This window comes from Rhizobium sp. P32RR-XVIII (assembly GCF_012641395.1).
Classification (GTDB): domain Bacteria; phylum Pseudomonadota; class Alphaproteobacteria; order Rhizobiales; family Rhizobiaceae; genus Rhizobium.
This window is the reverse complement of the sequence record NZ_JABAIH010000008.1, coordinates 101,317-115,773: the sequence shown is the minus strand read 5'-3', so window position 1 is coordinate 115,773 and position 14,457 is coordinate 101,317. Positions and strand designations below refer to the sequence as shown.

Below are 14,457 nucleotides of genomic sequence, written 5' to 3'. Positions count from 1 at the left end.
GGATAGTGGATCAATGACTGCAGTCGAAAAAATGGCGCCTTCCGATCAGGTGTCGCGCAGACCGACGATGGGCAACCCGGCCATAAGCTGGCGTGGCGTCGTCTTCGTTCTGGTCATGCTGGTGCTCGTCTATCAGGTCGTGCTGCCATTCATCATGATCGTCTGGACAAGCTTCAAGACGATGCGGCCGGGGGAAGAGGGCTTCCTCAGCCTCACCACCTTCAGCTTCGACAATTACGTCAAGGCCTTCGGCACCTCGGAATTCTGGGGCGCGACCTACGAGACGCTGACTTTCTCACTCGCCTCGACGCTGCTTGCCTTTGTCTTCGGCGCCTTCATCGCCTGGGTGGTGGAGCGGACGAACACGCCCTGCGCCAAGCTGATCGGCACGATCATGTTGGCCCGCATCGTCATTCCGAGCATCCTGATCACCATCGTCTGGATCCTGCTCGCAAGCCCGAACATCGGCATCCTCAATGCGCTGATCAAGAATGCCACAGGCATCCGCAATTTCCTCAATGTCTACAGCTTCGGCGGCATGGTCTGGATCCATGCGATCGAGATGGTGCCGCTCGCCTATCTGCTGCTGTCCTCGGCCTTTCAGGCAATGGACCCGCGCCTCGAGGAAGCCTCGACCATGACGGGGGCGGGGACTTTCCGCACCTTGTTCCGCATCTCGTTGCCGCTTGCGCTGCCTGCCGTCGGCGCCGCCCTGCTGCTGCTCTTCATCACCACGGTCGAGACCTTTGAGGTGCCGCTGCTGATCGGCGGGCGCGCCGATATCAAGGTCTATTCGACGGAGATCTTCTTCAACACCTCGCAGACACCAGTCGATTGGGGCCTTTCCGGCGCCTATTCGATGGCGATGCTGGTGCTGGCGATCGTGTTGCTCGCCTTCTATTTCAGGCTGGTGCGCCATGGCGAGCGCTACCAGACGATCACCGGCAAGGACTTCAAACCGCGCAAGACCGATCTCGGCAAATGGCGATACCTGACCTTCGCCATCTCGCTGCTGCTGGTTTTCATGATCACCATCTTGCCGTTCCTGATGATGGTCTATGTCTCGCTGTTGCCCTTCTACCAGCCGCCGAGTGCGATCGCCTTCGAGACGATGACACTGAAGAACTATGCCGATCTCTTCGAGGACGACTACCTCATCAATCCGATGATCAACAGCACTATCCTTGGTGTGGTCACCGCGACCTTTGTTGTGCTCTTCGTGACGCTGATTGCTTATTTCGCCCACAAGAGCCGCATGCCGGGCCGCAGGGTCCTGGATTTCCTGGCCTTCGGCTCGATCGCCATCCCGAGCGTCGTACTCGGTGCCGCCTTCATGTGGTTCTACCTGCTGGTGCCGCTTCCCGTTATCGGAACGCTGACCATCATCTTCCTCGCCTATGTCACGAAATTCATGCCCGTCTCGCTGCGTTTCGTGTCGACGTCGATGGGCCAGATCCACAGCGAGCTCGAGGAAGCGGCCCAGGTGGCCGGCGTCTCCTGGGTGCGGAACTTCTTCAAGATCATGCTGCCGCTGCTGAAGCCCGGCCTGCTCGGCGCCTGGTTCTGGGTCATGGTGCATGCCTATCGCGAACTGACGCTGGCCCTCATGCTCGCCCGCGCCGACAATCGCACCGCGGCTGTCGTCATCTACGATCTTTGGGAACAGGGCTCCTTCATGAGCGTCAGCGCCTTCGGCGTGCTGATGTTCCTGGTGCTGATGATCCTGGTTTCGATCTCGAATGCCATCGGCCGACGCTACGGCGTCAAGGAGCAGCTCTAATGTCGGCCGGTCCCGCTTCCCATTCCGAATATCCATCACCGCGTCAGATCAGGCGAGGAGCGAAATGATTACCATCGAACAGCTCAAGAAGGGCTTCCCGACCGGTTCCGAAAGTATCTTTGCGGTCAGCGGCGTCAGCCTGAATGTCGACCGCGGCGAGATGGTGACGCTGCTTGGCCCCTCCGGCTGCGGCAAGACGACGACGCTGCGCTGCATCGCCGGTCTCGAACGCGCCAGCAGCGGCCGCATCGTCATCGACGGCCAGACGGTCGCGGATCCGCAAGCCGGCATCTTCGTGCCGCCGAACCGGCGCTCACTCGGCATGGTCTTCCAGTCCTATGCCATCTGGCCGCATATGACGGTGCTCGAAAACGTCGCCTATGCCCTGGAAGGGCGGGGCATACCGAAGGCGGAACGCCGCAAGGTTGCCATGGAAGCACTGGAGGTCGTGCGCCTGGCGCATCTCGCCGACCGGCCGGCGCCGCGCCTTTCCGGTGGGCAGCAGCAGCGCGTCGCCATAGCCCGCGCGCTGGTCGGCAAGCCGAAGGCGCTGCTATTCGACGAACCCCTCAGCAACCTCGACGCCCAGTTGCGCGGCGAGATGCGTGCGGAACTCAGCCGGCTGCAGCGCCAGATCGGGCTGACGTCCATCTATGTCACGCACGACCAAGCGGAAGCGCTGGCGATGTCCGATTGGATCGTCGTCATGAAGGACGGCAAGGTGGTCGAACATGGCCGCCCGACACAGATCTACCGCAAGCCGCGCAATGCCTTCACCGCGAGCTTTATCGGCACCACCAATTTCGTCTCCGGCAGGATCCTTGAAGTCGATGCCGCCTCGCATGTCGTGCTGGTCGACACGCCGCTCGGCAAGTTTCGCGGCACCGATCCGACCGAAAGCCTGAAGATCGGCGATGATGCTCAGCTCAGCCTGCGTCCGGAGGACCTGCGTGTCGCATCGGCGATCAACACATCGGGGATCAACCACTTCTCCGGAACGATCGATTTTGCCCTCTTCGTCGGCGCCGTGATGGAGGTCGACGTCCAGGCGAACGGCATCAAGGTTCGGTGCCTAGTCGGCCGCGGCGCTGATCCTGCCATCGGCGATCCGATCACGCTCGAAATCGCGCCGGAGGCCTGCATCGTTCTGCCGGCCAATGACCGGCTTTCCTAAGATTATTGGAGGATAGAATGGAAACCTCGCTCAAGAACCAGGAATGGCGGCCGCCGACCGATGTCAGCCGCGATGAACTCCTGAGGCTGTCGGACGAAGTGCTGGCAAAGCCCGATCTCCCGCTCCGGCAGACGGAAGACATCTTCCGCATCAGCGCCCTCGGCCTCGACTGGGACATGGGCGTGACTGTCTACGAGCCGGAAGATGAAGCCCAGGCGGCACGCGGCGCCGACGGCAAGAAGATCGGCATCTTCCTTCTCCATGGCGGTTCCGGCGACTACAAGTCGATGGAACCGATGGCGAAGACCTATGCCGCCAAGTTCGGGCACAAGGCGGTCGCCATGACTTTCCCTGGCCGTCTCTATTTCGACGATCCAAACCACGACTGGCCGGGCGACACGATCATGGCCGACGGCACCGTGCGCACGCCGATGTGGCTGCGCGGCGAACATATCACGCCGGACCAGTATGAAGTGATCCGCGACACGTCGATGCGCATGCGCTACGGCACGCGCACCGTCGCCCGCGCCAAGCCCGGCTCGCGCTTCTACGACCGCATGGCGGCATGGCCCGTCGCCTTCGAGGAAGGCATGAAGGAGGCGATGCGCCGGCACTTCCCGGAAGCCGACTATTCGATCTATGTCACCGGCCATTCGACCGGCGGGCCGATGGTCTTCATGATCTCCCAGCGCGTGCCGAATATCGCGGGTGTCATAGCCGTCGAGAATTCGCCCTTCGGCTTCATCCAGGAGCAGCAGCACCACTGGTCGGGTGCGCTTGGCAAGATCTCCGGCTATGAGCGTGTCACCAAGAAGGCTGCACCACGCAGCGACCCCTTCAACGAACTCTATATCCGCACCTGGCGCGACCGTGCCCGCTATGCCGGCCCGGAAGCGCTCGGCCAGGAAGGGCCGAATGCGCTGATGCGCCTGCCGTGGCTGATCGAGGACATCCTCGACTGGTGGGACCGCACCAAGGCTCGCCCGCAGTTCAAGGCGGAATATACGATCACCCACAATATCGTCGCCTCGCTGACAGCCGCCGCCGAAGCGGTCGCCGACCGGTTGAAGCTGTCGGGCGAGGAACGCGCCAAGCTGATCGAGCATTACCGCGGCTTCCCCTATCCGCAGACGGGACCGGGGACCAAGCCGGTTCCGCCCGTGCTCTTCATCATCGCCAAGGACAGCCGCGACCACAATCCCGAGGTCTACGAGGAGGTGGTGATGCCGATGTTCGCCAAGATCGAGCCGGCACCGAGGGTCAAGCTCATCCGCTTCGGCGCGGGTGTCCATACCTACAACAAAGCAGAGCCGGGCCTGCCGCTCGGCATCGTTCCGCCGGCCGCCGCCGTCTATCACGCGGCGATCACTCACGGCTACTTCCTTTAAATGTCTGAAACTGTCGGGGTAATATCATGAGCGCAATTGCGGAAGATAAGAAGACGGCCGGCGACGTGCCCGAAACGGTATCGAGGGCGGATGTCATTGCCTCCTCGAATGCCGTGCTGGCGATGCCCAACGTGCCGCTGGACGAGCGCGAGGATATCTTCCGCGTCGAGACCGTCGGCATGGAATGGGATATCGGCGTGCGCGTCTACGAGCCGCAGCCGGCGGATTCGATCAAGCGGGGCGCCGACGGCAAGAAGGTCGGCATCTTCCTGCTGCACGGCGGCTCGGGCGACTACAAATCGGTGGAAAAGTTCGCGCTGCTCTTCGCGCAGAAATTCGCCTTCAAGGTTGTTACCATGACCTTCCCCGGCCGTCTCTACCTCGACGATGAGAGCCGCGACTGGCCAGCCGACACGATCAATGCCGACGGCACGGTGCGCACGCCGATCTGGCAGGCGGGCGAATATGTGAGCCCCGACCAATACGAGCTGATCCGCGATCGCTCCAAGCATATCAAATACGGCACGCGCACATTGGCGCGCGCCAAGCCCGGCAGCCGTTTCTACGACCGCATGGCCGGCTGGCCGATGGCCTTCGAGCTTGGCATGAAGACGGCCTGCGCCCGCCATTTTCCCGAAGGCGAGTTCTCGATCTATGTGCACGGCCACTCGACCGGGGGGCCTTACGTCTCGATGCTGTCGCAGCGCGTGCCCAATATCGCCGGCGTCATCGCCATCGAGAACTCGACCTTCGGTTATATCAACGAGCGCAAGCACCTCTGGAGCGGCCATGTCGGCAAGATCGAGGGCTTCAAGCGGGTTTCCGAGAAAGGCGATCCGTGGAAGGACCCGTTCAACGATCTCTACATCCGCACCTGGCGCGACCTTGCCCGCTATCGCGGCCCGGAAGCACTCGGTCAGGAAGGGCCGAATGTGATGATGCGCCTGCCCTCGCTGATGGAGGAGATCCTGGAGGCCTGGGAGGTTGCGCGCAAGCGGCCGCAGTTCAAGGCCGAATACATGATCACTCACAATATCGTCGGCGCGCTCGAAGAGGCGGCTCGGGTGACCGCCAAGCGCCTCGGCATGAACGAAACGGCGACGCAGGAACTGGTCGATCACTATACCGGCCTGACGCATGAGCTGACCGGTCCCGATGTCAAGTCGGTGCCGCCCTTCCTCTTCGTCATCACCAAGGACAGCCGCGACCACAGCCCCGAGGTCTACCGGGAGGTGATCATCCCGATGTTCCGCGAGATGAAGCCTGCGCCGCGCACCGCCGTCTGCCGCTTGGGGGCTGGCGTCCACACCTACACCAAGCCCGAGGCCGATCTGCCGATCGGCGTCGCGCCCTGTGCCGCCAAGCTTTACCACGACGCCATCGTCAACGGCTTCTTCGTGGTCTGAGACTTTCCAAGGAGCGAATTCATGCGAACCAAAATTCAATGGCCGGGCAACAAGCTGGTCTGCGCCACCGCAACGGTTGCCTTCGAAGCTTTCGTACGAGGAGGGCATTTCAAGAAGGCCAAGGGGCTGGAGATCAACCTCGTTTCGGTCTCCCATTCCAACTACGGCGGCAATGCCGGCATCTGGCGCATCATCGAAGTATTGGAGCGCACCGGCTTCCGCGCCACGATCGACGTCAATGGTCTTGCTGTCAGACGCTGGCCGGAAGCCATCCGCGCCCTGCATGATGCCGGTCATGAGATCGCCGGGCATGGCACGACGAACGACATCAAGATGATCGACCTCAATCCGGATGAGCAGCGGGCGGAGATCGGGGAGGTGACGAAGATCATCGCGGATGTGACAGGCACGCGCCCCGTCGGCTGGGTCAGCCCCGGCGGCTACCACACCCGCGAAACGCTCGGCATCCTCGCGGAAGAGGGCTATACTTGGTGTGGTGACCAGTGCGACGACGACCTGCCATACCTCGTCGAGGTCGACGGCAAGGTCATCACCATCATTCCAAAGCACTGGTTCTTCAACGATTTCCGCGCCTGGAACGGCGGGGCGAGCAGCGGCCGCATGGCGCTCGAAGGCTTCAGCGACGCCTTCGACTTCGTCCTGGAAGAGGCAAAGCGCGGCAAGCCCGGCCGCATCGACGCGCTCGTCCATGCCGAGCTCGGCGGCCGTCCCTACATGGCCTATGCATTCGAAAAGATGCTGAGCCTGATGGCGGAACGCGAAGAGGTATGGCGCCCGACCCGCGCCGAGATCGCCGATTTCATGTTGAAGTCAGACATGGTGCCTGAGCTCTACCAGCCGGTCGCCTGAACCGAAAATTCATGGGAGCCTTCAGTTGACGCCGAGCACCTCGACGGCGTCGAATGCCTCTGGCGGCAGGCGGCGGTGCCATGTCGCTATCTCGGCAACGAAAGCCCGGCGGCATTCGCGGGCGAGATCGTTCGGCACGTCCATCAGCCTGTTTTTCTCGTTGGAAAGATAGAGTTCGCGACTATATTGCGCCGGTAGCATCACCCAGGCGATTTTCTCCATGTCAAAATAGAGCCGCGCGAGGCTGAGCGGCGTGATGACGGCCCATCCGAAGCCCTGTGCCACGAGATCGAGTGTCGCGCCGGTCGAAAGACAGTCAGTGCTGCGGCTGATGACGACGTCGTTTTCGTCGAAATAGCGCTTGGTCAGTGCCAGCAACTGCGCCGGCACGCCGTTACTGAGGAAGGTCAGCCGCTGGGCGATCTCGGCGATGCTGGTGGTGGACCGGTAGACCTCAGCTGGAACGATGGCGATCAGGCGCTCGCGGAAGAGCGGCTGGCTCTCGATGTTGGGAATATGGGAGAGATCGTCGGTGGAGATCAGGATATCCCAGACTCCACGCAAGAACTCCTCGATATAGTCCGAGCGCGGTGTCGACTGGACCGAGAGATCGCCGACCATATCGCTGAAGGAGGTGATAAGTGTTGGCAGCAGCACCTTCGCGACCGTTTCACGAACGCAGATGCGCAGCCTCGGCAAAGCAAGGTTCCGGTACCCGTCCAGCGTCTCGAGCATCTCCTCCCCGACTTCGAGCAGGATCGACGCATGACGGCGCAACGCGGCTCCTGCCGGAGTCAGTCGGATGCCGTGCGAGCTGCGCTCGAGTAGGGCAACACCGAAATCGCGCTCCAGCCGGGCAATCGACTGCGAAATCGCCGCGGGGGAGACGCCGAGACGAACTGCCGCTGCCTTCATGTTGGGGGCATTGCACACGATCATATATTGGGAAAGCGAACGCAGATCAGGGAACTTTGTCAGGATACACTCCTCGATATCCAAGCGGGCAATATGCACTTCATCGTGTTGAACCGCCCCCCGCCACTCCCAAGCAGGAGGGATGAGGAAGTCTACATCAGTCCGATCGGCGCACCAGTGAAAAATCCGGAGTTTCCCCGCGAAGAACTGTTGTCGTTTAGCCTGGCATGACAAATCGGCGGCGTAATTGAGCTATGGAGCGGAAGCCAATGCCCGCGGCGAGCCCGTTACATCATGGAAAGCGAATATAATATCCAGCTTAACGCCGAAGCGCCTAAATATTGGGCATATTTTACATTTCATCCCAATAAATTTGACAAAACCGGGGCCTGAAGCGCCCTTTGTCAAATTTGACCTAAAAATCGCATTGCAGGCTCGTCAAATCTCATGCGATAATGCTGATACTGATTAAGTCAGCAATTAATCGCTTTGGATGGAACTTCGTGGAGACGATTGCAAAGAGCGCCATGGTAGAAACGCATGCCAACTTTGACGAGTTGGCGGACGGCGCTAGCCAGTGGGAGTTCGATCTCGGGCTTCGCTTGAAGCAGGCCCGCATAGCAGCGCACCTATCCCAACGTCAACTTGCCTTGAGGGCGGATATATCGAATACGACGATTTCATTGATCGAACAGAACCGTACGAGCCCATCCGTGGCTATGCTGAAGCGCATCCTTGCTGCGCTACCCGTCTCTTTGTCGGACTTCTTTGATGGCACTGCGGCCATTGCGCGGAAATCGATCTATCGTGCGGCCGAGCTGGCGGAGGTTTCATCCGGGTCCGTGACCACGCGTCGGCTCGAACTACCGGGCGAGGGGGCGGCGCAGATCATGCACACTTTCTATCAGCCCGGTGCCGACACGGGAAACCGCGTTAGCACCAGCGAGAGCCTCCAGGGCGGGGTGATCGTCCGCGGCCATCTTCAGGTGACAATCGACGGCGTCCGCAGCGTTCTCGGTCCCGGCGATGCCTACTCGCTCCAGGGGAGCCTGTCACACCGTTTCTGCAATACCAACAGGATCGAGTGCGAAGTGGTCAGCGTGTTCTCGACGCAGCCGGCCTGAATGCCCGGAGGCGAGTCCGTCCTGTTTTATTCTAGTTCACCTTTCCCGAGGCAAAGAATTTATGTTCTGGGTGAGAAACTGGAATGGCTTCCCCCAAGCGCAAAAGCCAATACGCGTTGGCTCTAAATGCGGGCTATTGGTTCGAATACCTTCAGAACGAGGGCTCGGTCGACAGTAGCCAGGGATTCCCAAGCTGCCGAGGAAGCCATGCGTGCTCAGCAGACTCCCGTACCGAGGGCAGAAACCACATTGCCTATCGCGAACGGGGATCGAGCGCGTCGCGCAGGCCATCGCCGAGCAGGTTGAACGACAGCACCGTCATGAAAATCGCCATGCCGGGCCAGAGCGCCATCCAGGGTGCGTTGCCCAGGAAGCGCTGGGCGGAATTGAGCATCGAGCCCCAGGAAGGCGCCGGTGGCTGCAGGCCGAGTCCGAGGAAGGACATGCTGGCTTCCGCTATGATCGCCGACGCAATCGTCAGCGTCGCCTGAACCATGAGCTGCGGCAGGATGTTCGGCAGGATATGCCGGACTGCGATGCGCCATTGCGGATTGCCGACCGCGCTTGCCGCCTCGACATATTCCTCGGCCTTGATGGAAAGCACCTGGCCGCGCGTCAGCCGGATGAACAGCGGCATGGCGGTGATGCCGATCGCCAGCATCGCATTGGTCAGGCTCGGTCCCAGGAAGGCCGCAAAAGCGATCGCCAGGATCAGGAAAGGACAGGCGAGCATGGCGTCTGTGAAGCGGCTGATCAAGCCGTCGACGAGGCCGTCAAGGAAGCCTGCGGCAAGCCCGAGCGGCACGCCGATCGCCATGGCGATGCCGACCGATGTCAGACCCGCCATCAGCGAAGCGCGGGCTCCCCAGACGATGCGGGAGAGAATGTCGCGGCCGGCTTCGTCGGTTCCCATCCAGTGGAGGGCGGACGGTGCCTTGCGCACCGCGGTCCAGCTTTGTGCGGCCGGATCATAGGGGGCGAGAACCGGCGCGAAGACCGCGACGAACACCATGAAAAGCACGACGACGAGGCCGACGAGTGCGCTTTTGCGTTTCGACAGCCGCCGCCACAGGCGGCTCCGAAAGAAGCTCGTTACGGAATTGGTCGAGGTTTGGGTTTCCGAAATCGTCAGCACGGTCAGCCTCTCAATCGGGGGTTGACGAGGATATATCCGATATCAGCCAGCAGGTTGAGGATGATGTAGAAAAGCGAGGTCACGAGAACGACACCTTGGACGACGGGATAATCGCGGGTAAAGACCGCATCGACGATCAGCTTGCCGAAGCCGGGAATCGTAAAGATCTGCTCCGTCAACACAGCGCCCGAGAGCAGTGCGCCGAATTCGAGCGCGCCGAGTGTGATGATCGGCGTCAGCGCGTTGCGCATTGCATGCTTGAACACTACGACCCACTCGCTCAAGCCCTTGGCGCGTGCCGTTCGTACGTAGTCGCTCTCGAGCGCCTGCAGCATCGCTCCCCGGGTATGGCGCATGATGACGCCGGCGATCGCCATGCCGAGCACGAAGGCAGGCATGACCGTCGTCGAAAGGCTCATCCGCCAGTCCTCCCAAGGACTGACGAAGCCGGACGCCGGCAGCCAACCGAGATGGACCGAAAAGAACAGGATCAGCATGATGCCGAGCCAGAAGTTCGGTACCGAAATGCCGGCGAGCGACACGACGTTCGTCGCATAGTCCACGGCTGTGTTCTGCTTCAGCGCCGAAATGACGCCGCCGGTGATGCCGAGGATCAGGGCGACGACGATACCCATGACCGCGAGCTGCAGCGTGACGGGCAGCTTCAGCAGGATCAGGTCGAGGACAGGGCGGTTGTGGCGCATGGATTCACCGAGGTCGCCGGTCAGTACGCCCTTCACCCAATAGAGATACTGGACGAAGATTGGCTGATCGAGGTGATATTGCGCCCGGATTGCCGCGAGCGTCGCCTCGTCCGGATTGTCGCCGGCGAGCACCAGCGCCGGATCACCGGGCAGCAGGTGCTGAAGCGAAAAGATGATGAGCGACAGGAGGACAACCGTCGGAATGAGCTGCAGGAGGCGGCGCGCGAGAAGCGAGGACATGGCTTAGCTTCCTGTGACTGTCTGGGCCGACCGCGCGGCCATGGCCTCGAAGGCTGCGAACAGCTTTTCAAGCTTGGGATTGCGGGGCTCGCGAACGCTTTCTGCCTCGTCCTGCGCCGGCAGATCGCGCCAGAAGGCGCAGGCGTTGGCGTGACCGTTCTCTTCGGTTTCGAGCCTCATGCTGACCGTCTGGCACTCCGGCCGGGTATGCGGACAGCGCGTGTGCAGCCGGCAGCCCGGCGGTGGGGATAGCGGGCTCGGCAGGTCGCCGTGCAGCCGCGCGGCGCGCGGCCGCTGATGGCTGGGAGGTGCGGCCACTGGAATCGCCGAAAGCAGGGCGCGGGTGTAGGGATGACGCGGCGCGTCGAATATCTCGTCGGACGTGCCGATCTCGACCACCTTGCCGAGATACATGACCGCGACGCGATCGGCGATATGCTTTACGACGCCGAGATCGTGCGAGATGAAAACGAAAGCGAGACCGAGCCGGTTCTGCAGGTCCTTCAGGAGGTTGAGAATCTGAGCCTGGATCGACACGTCGAGCGCCGAAACCGCTTCGTCGCAGATGATCGCCTTCGGCTCGGGGGCGAGCGCGCGCGCAATCACCACGCGCTGGCGCTGGCCACCGGAGAACTCGTGGGGATAGCGGCTTGCCTGGTCGGGGCGCAGGCCGACCATTTCCAGCAGTTCCGCGACCCGCTTGGAGCGCTGGCCGGGCGGCACGATGTTGTGCAGCATCAGGGGTTCGGCGATCGTCTGGGCGATCGTCATGCGCGGGTTGAGCGATGCGTAAGGGTCCTGGAAGATGAGCTGAACATGCCGGCGCTGCTGACGCATCGCCCTGTGGCTGATGTTCGTGACGTCCTGTCCGTCGATGAAGACTTCGCCCGCAGTCGGCCTGATGAGGCGCATCAGCAGCCGGCCGAGAGTCGACTTGCCGCAGCCGGATTCTCCGACGATCGCGAGCGTTTCGCCCGGCATGAGGGAAAACGTGACGTCATCGACGGCGCCGACCTGCGCCAGTGGGCGGCCAAGGATGCTTCGCTTGACGATGAAGTTCTTGCCGAGCCCGCGGACTTCGATGATCGGCTTTGCCGTGAAGGAAGAGGAAAGGGCTTGGTTCACGGAACGATGTCCTCCATCGGCGCCCGCCAGCAGCGGCTGAAATGACCCTGCGACACCTCCCTGAGTTCGGGCATATTGGCGCATTGCTCGACGCGGAAGGGGCAGCGCGCCTGAAAGCGGCACCCGCTCGGCGGATTGGCCATGTCGGGGACGGTGCCGGTAATCGCCACAAGCCGCTCCCGCTTCTCGTCGAGGCGCGGCAGCGAACCGAGCAGGCCGACGGTATAGGGATGCTGAGGGAAGGTGAAAAGTTCCTCGACCGAGCATTGCTCGACGACCTGGCCCGCATACATGACGATGACGTCGTCGCAGGATTCGGCAACGACGCCGAGATCATGGGTGATGAGGATAATGGCCGCGCCGGTCTTTTGCTGCAGCTCACGCATCAGCTCGAGCACCTGCGCCTGGATCGTCACATCCAGTGCCGTGGTCGGCTCGTCGGCGATCAAGAGCTCCGGATCGCAGGCGAGCGCCATGGCGATCATCACGCGCTGACGCATCCCGCCGGAAAGATTGTGCGGATATTGGTAGTAACGGGTTTCGGGGGAAGGGATGCGCACCAGCCGGAGCATGGCGATCGCCCGTTCCGTCGCCTCTTTCTTGGACATCCGCCGATGCCGCAGGATGACTTCGTTGATCTGCTCGCCGACCGTGTAGGATGGGTTGAGCGAAGTCATCGGCTCCTGGAAGATCATCGCCAGCCGGTTGCCGCGCAAGCTGCGCATGGCGCTCTTCGTTTCATCGAGCAGCTGACGGCCGTCGAAATTGACGCTGCCGGAAATGCGTGCCGTGTGCTCGGGCAAGAGCCGCATCACGGCAAGCGAGGTGACGCTCTTGCCGCTGCCAGATTCTCCGACGATCGCAAGCGTGCGTCCCTTCTTGACAGAAAAACTCACTCCGTCGACCGCGGTGACAGTCCGCGTGTCGCCCTCGAAGACGACGCGCAGGTCCGAGACATCAAGCACGGACGGGACGGGATCGTCAGCCCGATTGGATCGGGCTGACTGGTCGTGAACCATATGGTGAGGCGTGCTCATCGAAGCTTGGTTGCCGACTTAGTTCTTACGGCTGACGCCGGCGAGACGGATGATGCCGTCCGGAGCGGGCTGGAAGCCGGTGAGGTTGGAATTGTGCGCGAAGATCCACTGCGAGTGATACAGATAGACGATCGGCAGATCCTTCAGCAGGATTGCGATAGCCTTGCCGTATTCGACGTTGCGGGCCCCGGTGTCGGTGAGCGCGCGGGCCTTGGTCAAGATCGCATCGAGGTCCTTGTTGCAATAATGCGCATCGTTGCCGGCAGCGCCACAGGCCAGCATCGGAGTGATGTTGAGGTCGGGATCGACACGACCGCTCCAGCCCACGAGATGGGACTCAAACTTGCCCTGACGGGCGACGTCGAGGAGGGTCATCAGTTCGGTCGGCTTGATCGAGACGTTGATGCCGATCTCTTGAACCATCGCCTGAATGAGCTGGGCTACCTGCTGGCGCTCCGCATCCGTGGGAACGAGAAGTTCGAGGTTGACGGACGTCACTCCGGCTTCTTCCATCTTCTTTTTGGCGGCGTCGAGGTCACGCGCCGGAACCGGGAAGCTCTTGTCATAGAAGGGGCTCGAGGGCGGAAAGGGCTGGTTGCCGGTGCTTGCCTGACCGTCGAAGACGACGCTGTTGATCGCGTCACGGTCGATCGCGAGGCTGAAAGCTTCACGGATAGCGGCCTTTTTGCCGGCATCGAGGTTTGCGCCTTCACCGGTGATATCGAAGGTGATGCCATAATAGCCGAGCCCGACCACTGGGTCGACGGCAAGCGCGCTATCGGCCTTGACCGCTTCCACGTCGGTCGCGGCAAGGCGCTCGATCAGGTCGAGCTGGCCGGAGCGTAGGTTCAGCAGGCGGACGTTGGAGTCCGGCATGCCGCGATAGATGAGCTGATCGAAATGGAACTGGTCGGCGTTGTAGTATTGCGGGAATTTCTCAAGCGTGATGTGGTCCTGCGTCACGCGTTCCACGAACTTATACGGGCCGGAGCAAACCGGGGCATCTGTGAACTTGTCGCCAAGCGCCTCGCCGGCCTTCGGGCTGATGATCATGCCGGCGCGGTCGCTAAGCGCGGCAAGCAGCGGAACGGAGGGTTCCTTGAGGTTGATCTTGACCGTGTAGTCGTCGACCACCTCGACGTTGCTGATCGCACTGATTTCGGCCTTGCGGCGGGAGATCTTGAGGTTCAGGTCGCGTTCGAGATTGTACTTGATCGCAGCCGCATCCACCTTGGTACCGTCGTGGAAGAGGGCGTCCTTGCGCAGTTTGAGCGTCAGCGCGGTGCTGTCTGCGTTCCATTCCCAGCTCGTCGCGAGCATCGGCACGATCTGGCCCTTGTCGTCGATATCGACGACCTTGTCGCAAAGCGACTGCAGCACGTGGCGGCCGACGAAACTCCAGTTGGAGGCGGGATCGAGTGTGTCCGGATCGTCCTGCAGGCCGATCTTCAGAACCGACTGGGCCGCGGCCGGAGCAGCGGTGGCCGCAAGGCCGCTCAGGGCCAGGCCGGCTGCAAGTGCGAGATACAATGGTTTCATCAATCTTCCCTCTCTTTAGT

General features: G+C 61.7%; 12 protein-coding genes. 6 read left to right on the top strand and 6 right to left on the bottom strand.

Features of this window, described 5'->3' with window-relative positions; translation table 11 throughout:
- Positions 1-13: 13 nt before the first annotated feature.
- The 5 genes from HGP14_RS22055 (at position 14) to HGP14_RS22035 (ending at position 6,618) form a co-directional block, all read left to right on the top strand.
- Entirely contained in the window at positions 14-1,780 is a 1,767-nt protein-coding gene (locus tag HGP14_RS22055; RefSeq protein WP_168832026.1) for an ABC transporter permease, read from the top strand.
- Positions 1,781-1,844: 64 nt separating this feature from the next.
- Positions 1,845-2,954 carry an ABC transporter ATP-binding protein gene (locus HGP14_RS22050; RefSeq protein ID WP_168832025.1) on the top strand — a complete coding sequence of 370 codons (1,110 nt, stop codon included), beginning with the start codon at positions 1,845-1,847 and terminating at the stop codon, positions 2,952-2,954.
- 17 nt (positions 2,955-2,971) lie between these two features.
- Positions 2,972-4,342, top strand: coding sequence for a lipase family protein (locus tag HGP14_RS22045; protein ID WP_168832024.1), 1,371 nt, complete (start codon positions 2,972-2,974; stop codon positions 4,340-4,342).
- 26 nt (positions 4,343-4,368) lie between these two features.
- Positions 4,369-5,748, top strand: coding sequence for a hypothetical protein (locus tag HGP14_RS22040; RefSeq protein ID WP_168832023.1), 1,380 nt, complete (start codon positions 4,369-4,371; stop codon positions 5,746-5,748).
- Positions 5,749-5,769: 21 nt separating this feature from the next.
- Positions 5,770-6,618 carry a polysaccharide deacetylase family protein gene (locus HGP14_RS22035; RefSeq protein WP_168832022.1) on the top strand — a complete coding sequence of 283 codons (849 nt, stop codon included), beginning with the start codon at positions 5,770-5,772 and terminating at the stop codon, positions 6,616-6,618.
- 21 nt (positions 6,619-6,639) lie between these two features.
- On the opposite strand, the gene HGP14_RS22030 is transcribed toward HGP14_RS22035, so the two are convergent.
- A complete protein-coding gene (locus HGP14_RS22030; RefSeq protein ID WP_281408112.1) occupies positions 6,640-7,557 on the bottom strand; it encodes a LysR family transcriptional regulator in 918 nt (305 codons plus the stop codon).
- 479 nt (positions 7,558-8,036) lie between these two features.
- On the opposite strand from HGP14_RS22030, the gene HGP14_RS22025 reads away from it, so the two are divergent.
- Positions 8,037-8,657, top strand: a complete 621-nt coding sequence (locus HGP14_RS22025; protein ID WP_168832020.1) for a helix-turn-helix domain-containing protein — start codon at positions 8,037-8,039, stop codon at positions 8,655-8,657.
- 253 nt (positions 8,658-8,910) lie between these two features.
- Here HGP14_RS22025 and HGP14_RS22020 read toward each other — a convergent pair whose 3' ends face one another.
- The 5 genes from HGP14_RS22020 to HGP14_RS22000 are packed head-to-tail and all read right to left on the bottom strand — an operon-like array spanning position 8,911 to position 14,437.
- On the bottom strand, positions 8,911-9,792 hold the full coding sequence (locus tag HGP14_RS22020; protein ID WP_168832019.1) for an ABC transporter permease: 882 nt from the start codon (positions 9,790-9,792) through the stop codon (positions 8,911-8,913).
- 2 nt (positions 9,793-9,794) lie between these two features.
- A complete protein-coding gene (locus tag HGP14_RS22015; RefSeq protein WP_168832018.1) occupies positions 9,795-10,736 on the bottom strand; it encodes an ABC transporter permease in 942 nt (313 codons plus the stop codon).
- Between the two features lie 3 nt (positions 10,737-10,739).
- Positions 10,740-11,861 carry a dipeptide ABC transporter ATP-binding protein gene (locus HGP14_RS22010; RefSeq protein ID WP_312862165.1) on the bottom strand — a complete coding sequence of 374 codons (1,122 nt, stop codon included), beginning with the start codon at positions 11,859-11,861 and terminating at the stop codon, positions 10,740-10,742.
- Positions 11,858-12,880: an ABC transporter ATP-binding protein gene (locus HGP14_RS22005; protein ID WP_246704538.1), complete on the bottom strand. Its 1,023-nt coding sequence runs from the start codon at positions 12,878-12,880 to the stop codon at positions 11,858-11,860. The genes HGP14_RS22010 and HGP14_RS22005 overlap by 4 nt, the downstream gene beginning before the upstream one ends.
- Before the next feature lie 36 nt (positions 12,881-12,916).
- The gene (locus HGP14_RS22000) at positions 12,917-14,437 is read right to left on the bottom strand and encodes an ABC transporter substrate-binding protein (protein ID WP_168832015.1); all 1,521 of its coding nucleotides are present in this window, start codon (positions 14,435-14,437) and stop codon (positions 12,917-12,919) included.
- Positions 14,438-14,457: the final 20 nt, after the last annotated feature.

Coding starts and splice junctions, on each gene's coding strand:
- HGP14_RS22000 (WP_168832015.1), bottom strand. CDS start 14,437: ATGAAACCATTGTATCTCGCACTTGCAGCCGGCCTGGCCCTGAGCGGC.
- HGP14_RS22040 (WP_168832023.1), top strand. CDS start 4,369: ATGAGCGCAATTGCGGAAGATAAGAAGACGGCCGGCGACGTGCCCGAA.
- HGP14_RS22015 (WP_168832018.1), bottom strand. CDS start 10,736: ATGTCCTCGCTTCTCGCGCGCCGCCTCCTGCAGCTCATTCCGACGGTT.
- HGP14_RS22005 (WP_246704538.1), bottom strand. CDS start 12,880: ATGGTTCACGACCAGTCAGCCCGATCCAATCGGGCTGACGATCCCGTC.
- HGP14_RS22050 (WP_168832025.1), top strand. CDS start 1,845: ATGATTACCATCGAACAGCTCAAGAAGGGCTTCCCGACCGGTTCCGAA.
- HGP14_RS22055 (WP_168832026.1), top strand. CDS start 14: ATGACTGCAGTCGAAAAAATGGCGCCTTCCGATCAGGTGTCGCGCAGA.
- HGP14_RS22045 (WP_168832024.1), top strand. CDS start 2,972: ATGGAAACCTCGCTCAAGAACCAGGAATGGCGGCCGCCGACCGATGTC.
- HGP14_RS22030 (WP_281408112.1), bottom strand. CDS start 7,557: ATGATCGTGTGCAATGCCCCCAACATGAAGGCAGCGGCAGTTCGTCTC.
- HGP14_RS22035 (WP_168832022.1), top strand. CDS start 5,770: ATGCGAACCAAAATTCAATGGCCGGGCAACAAGCTGGTCTGCGCCACC.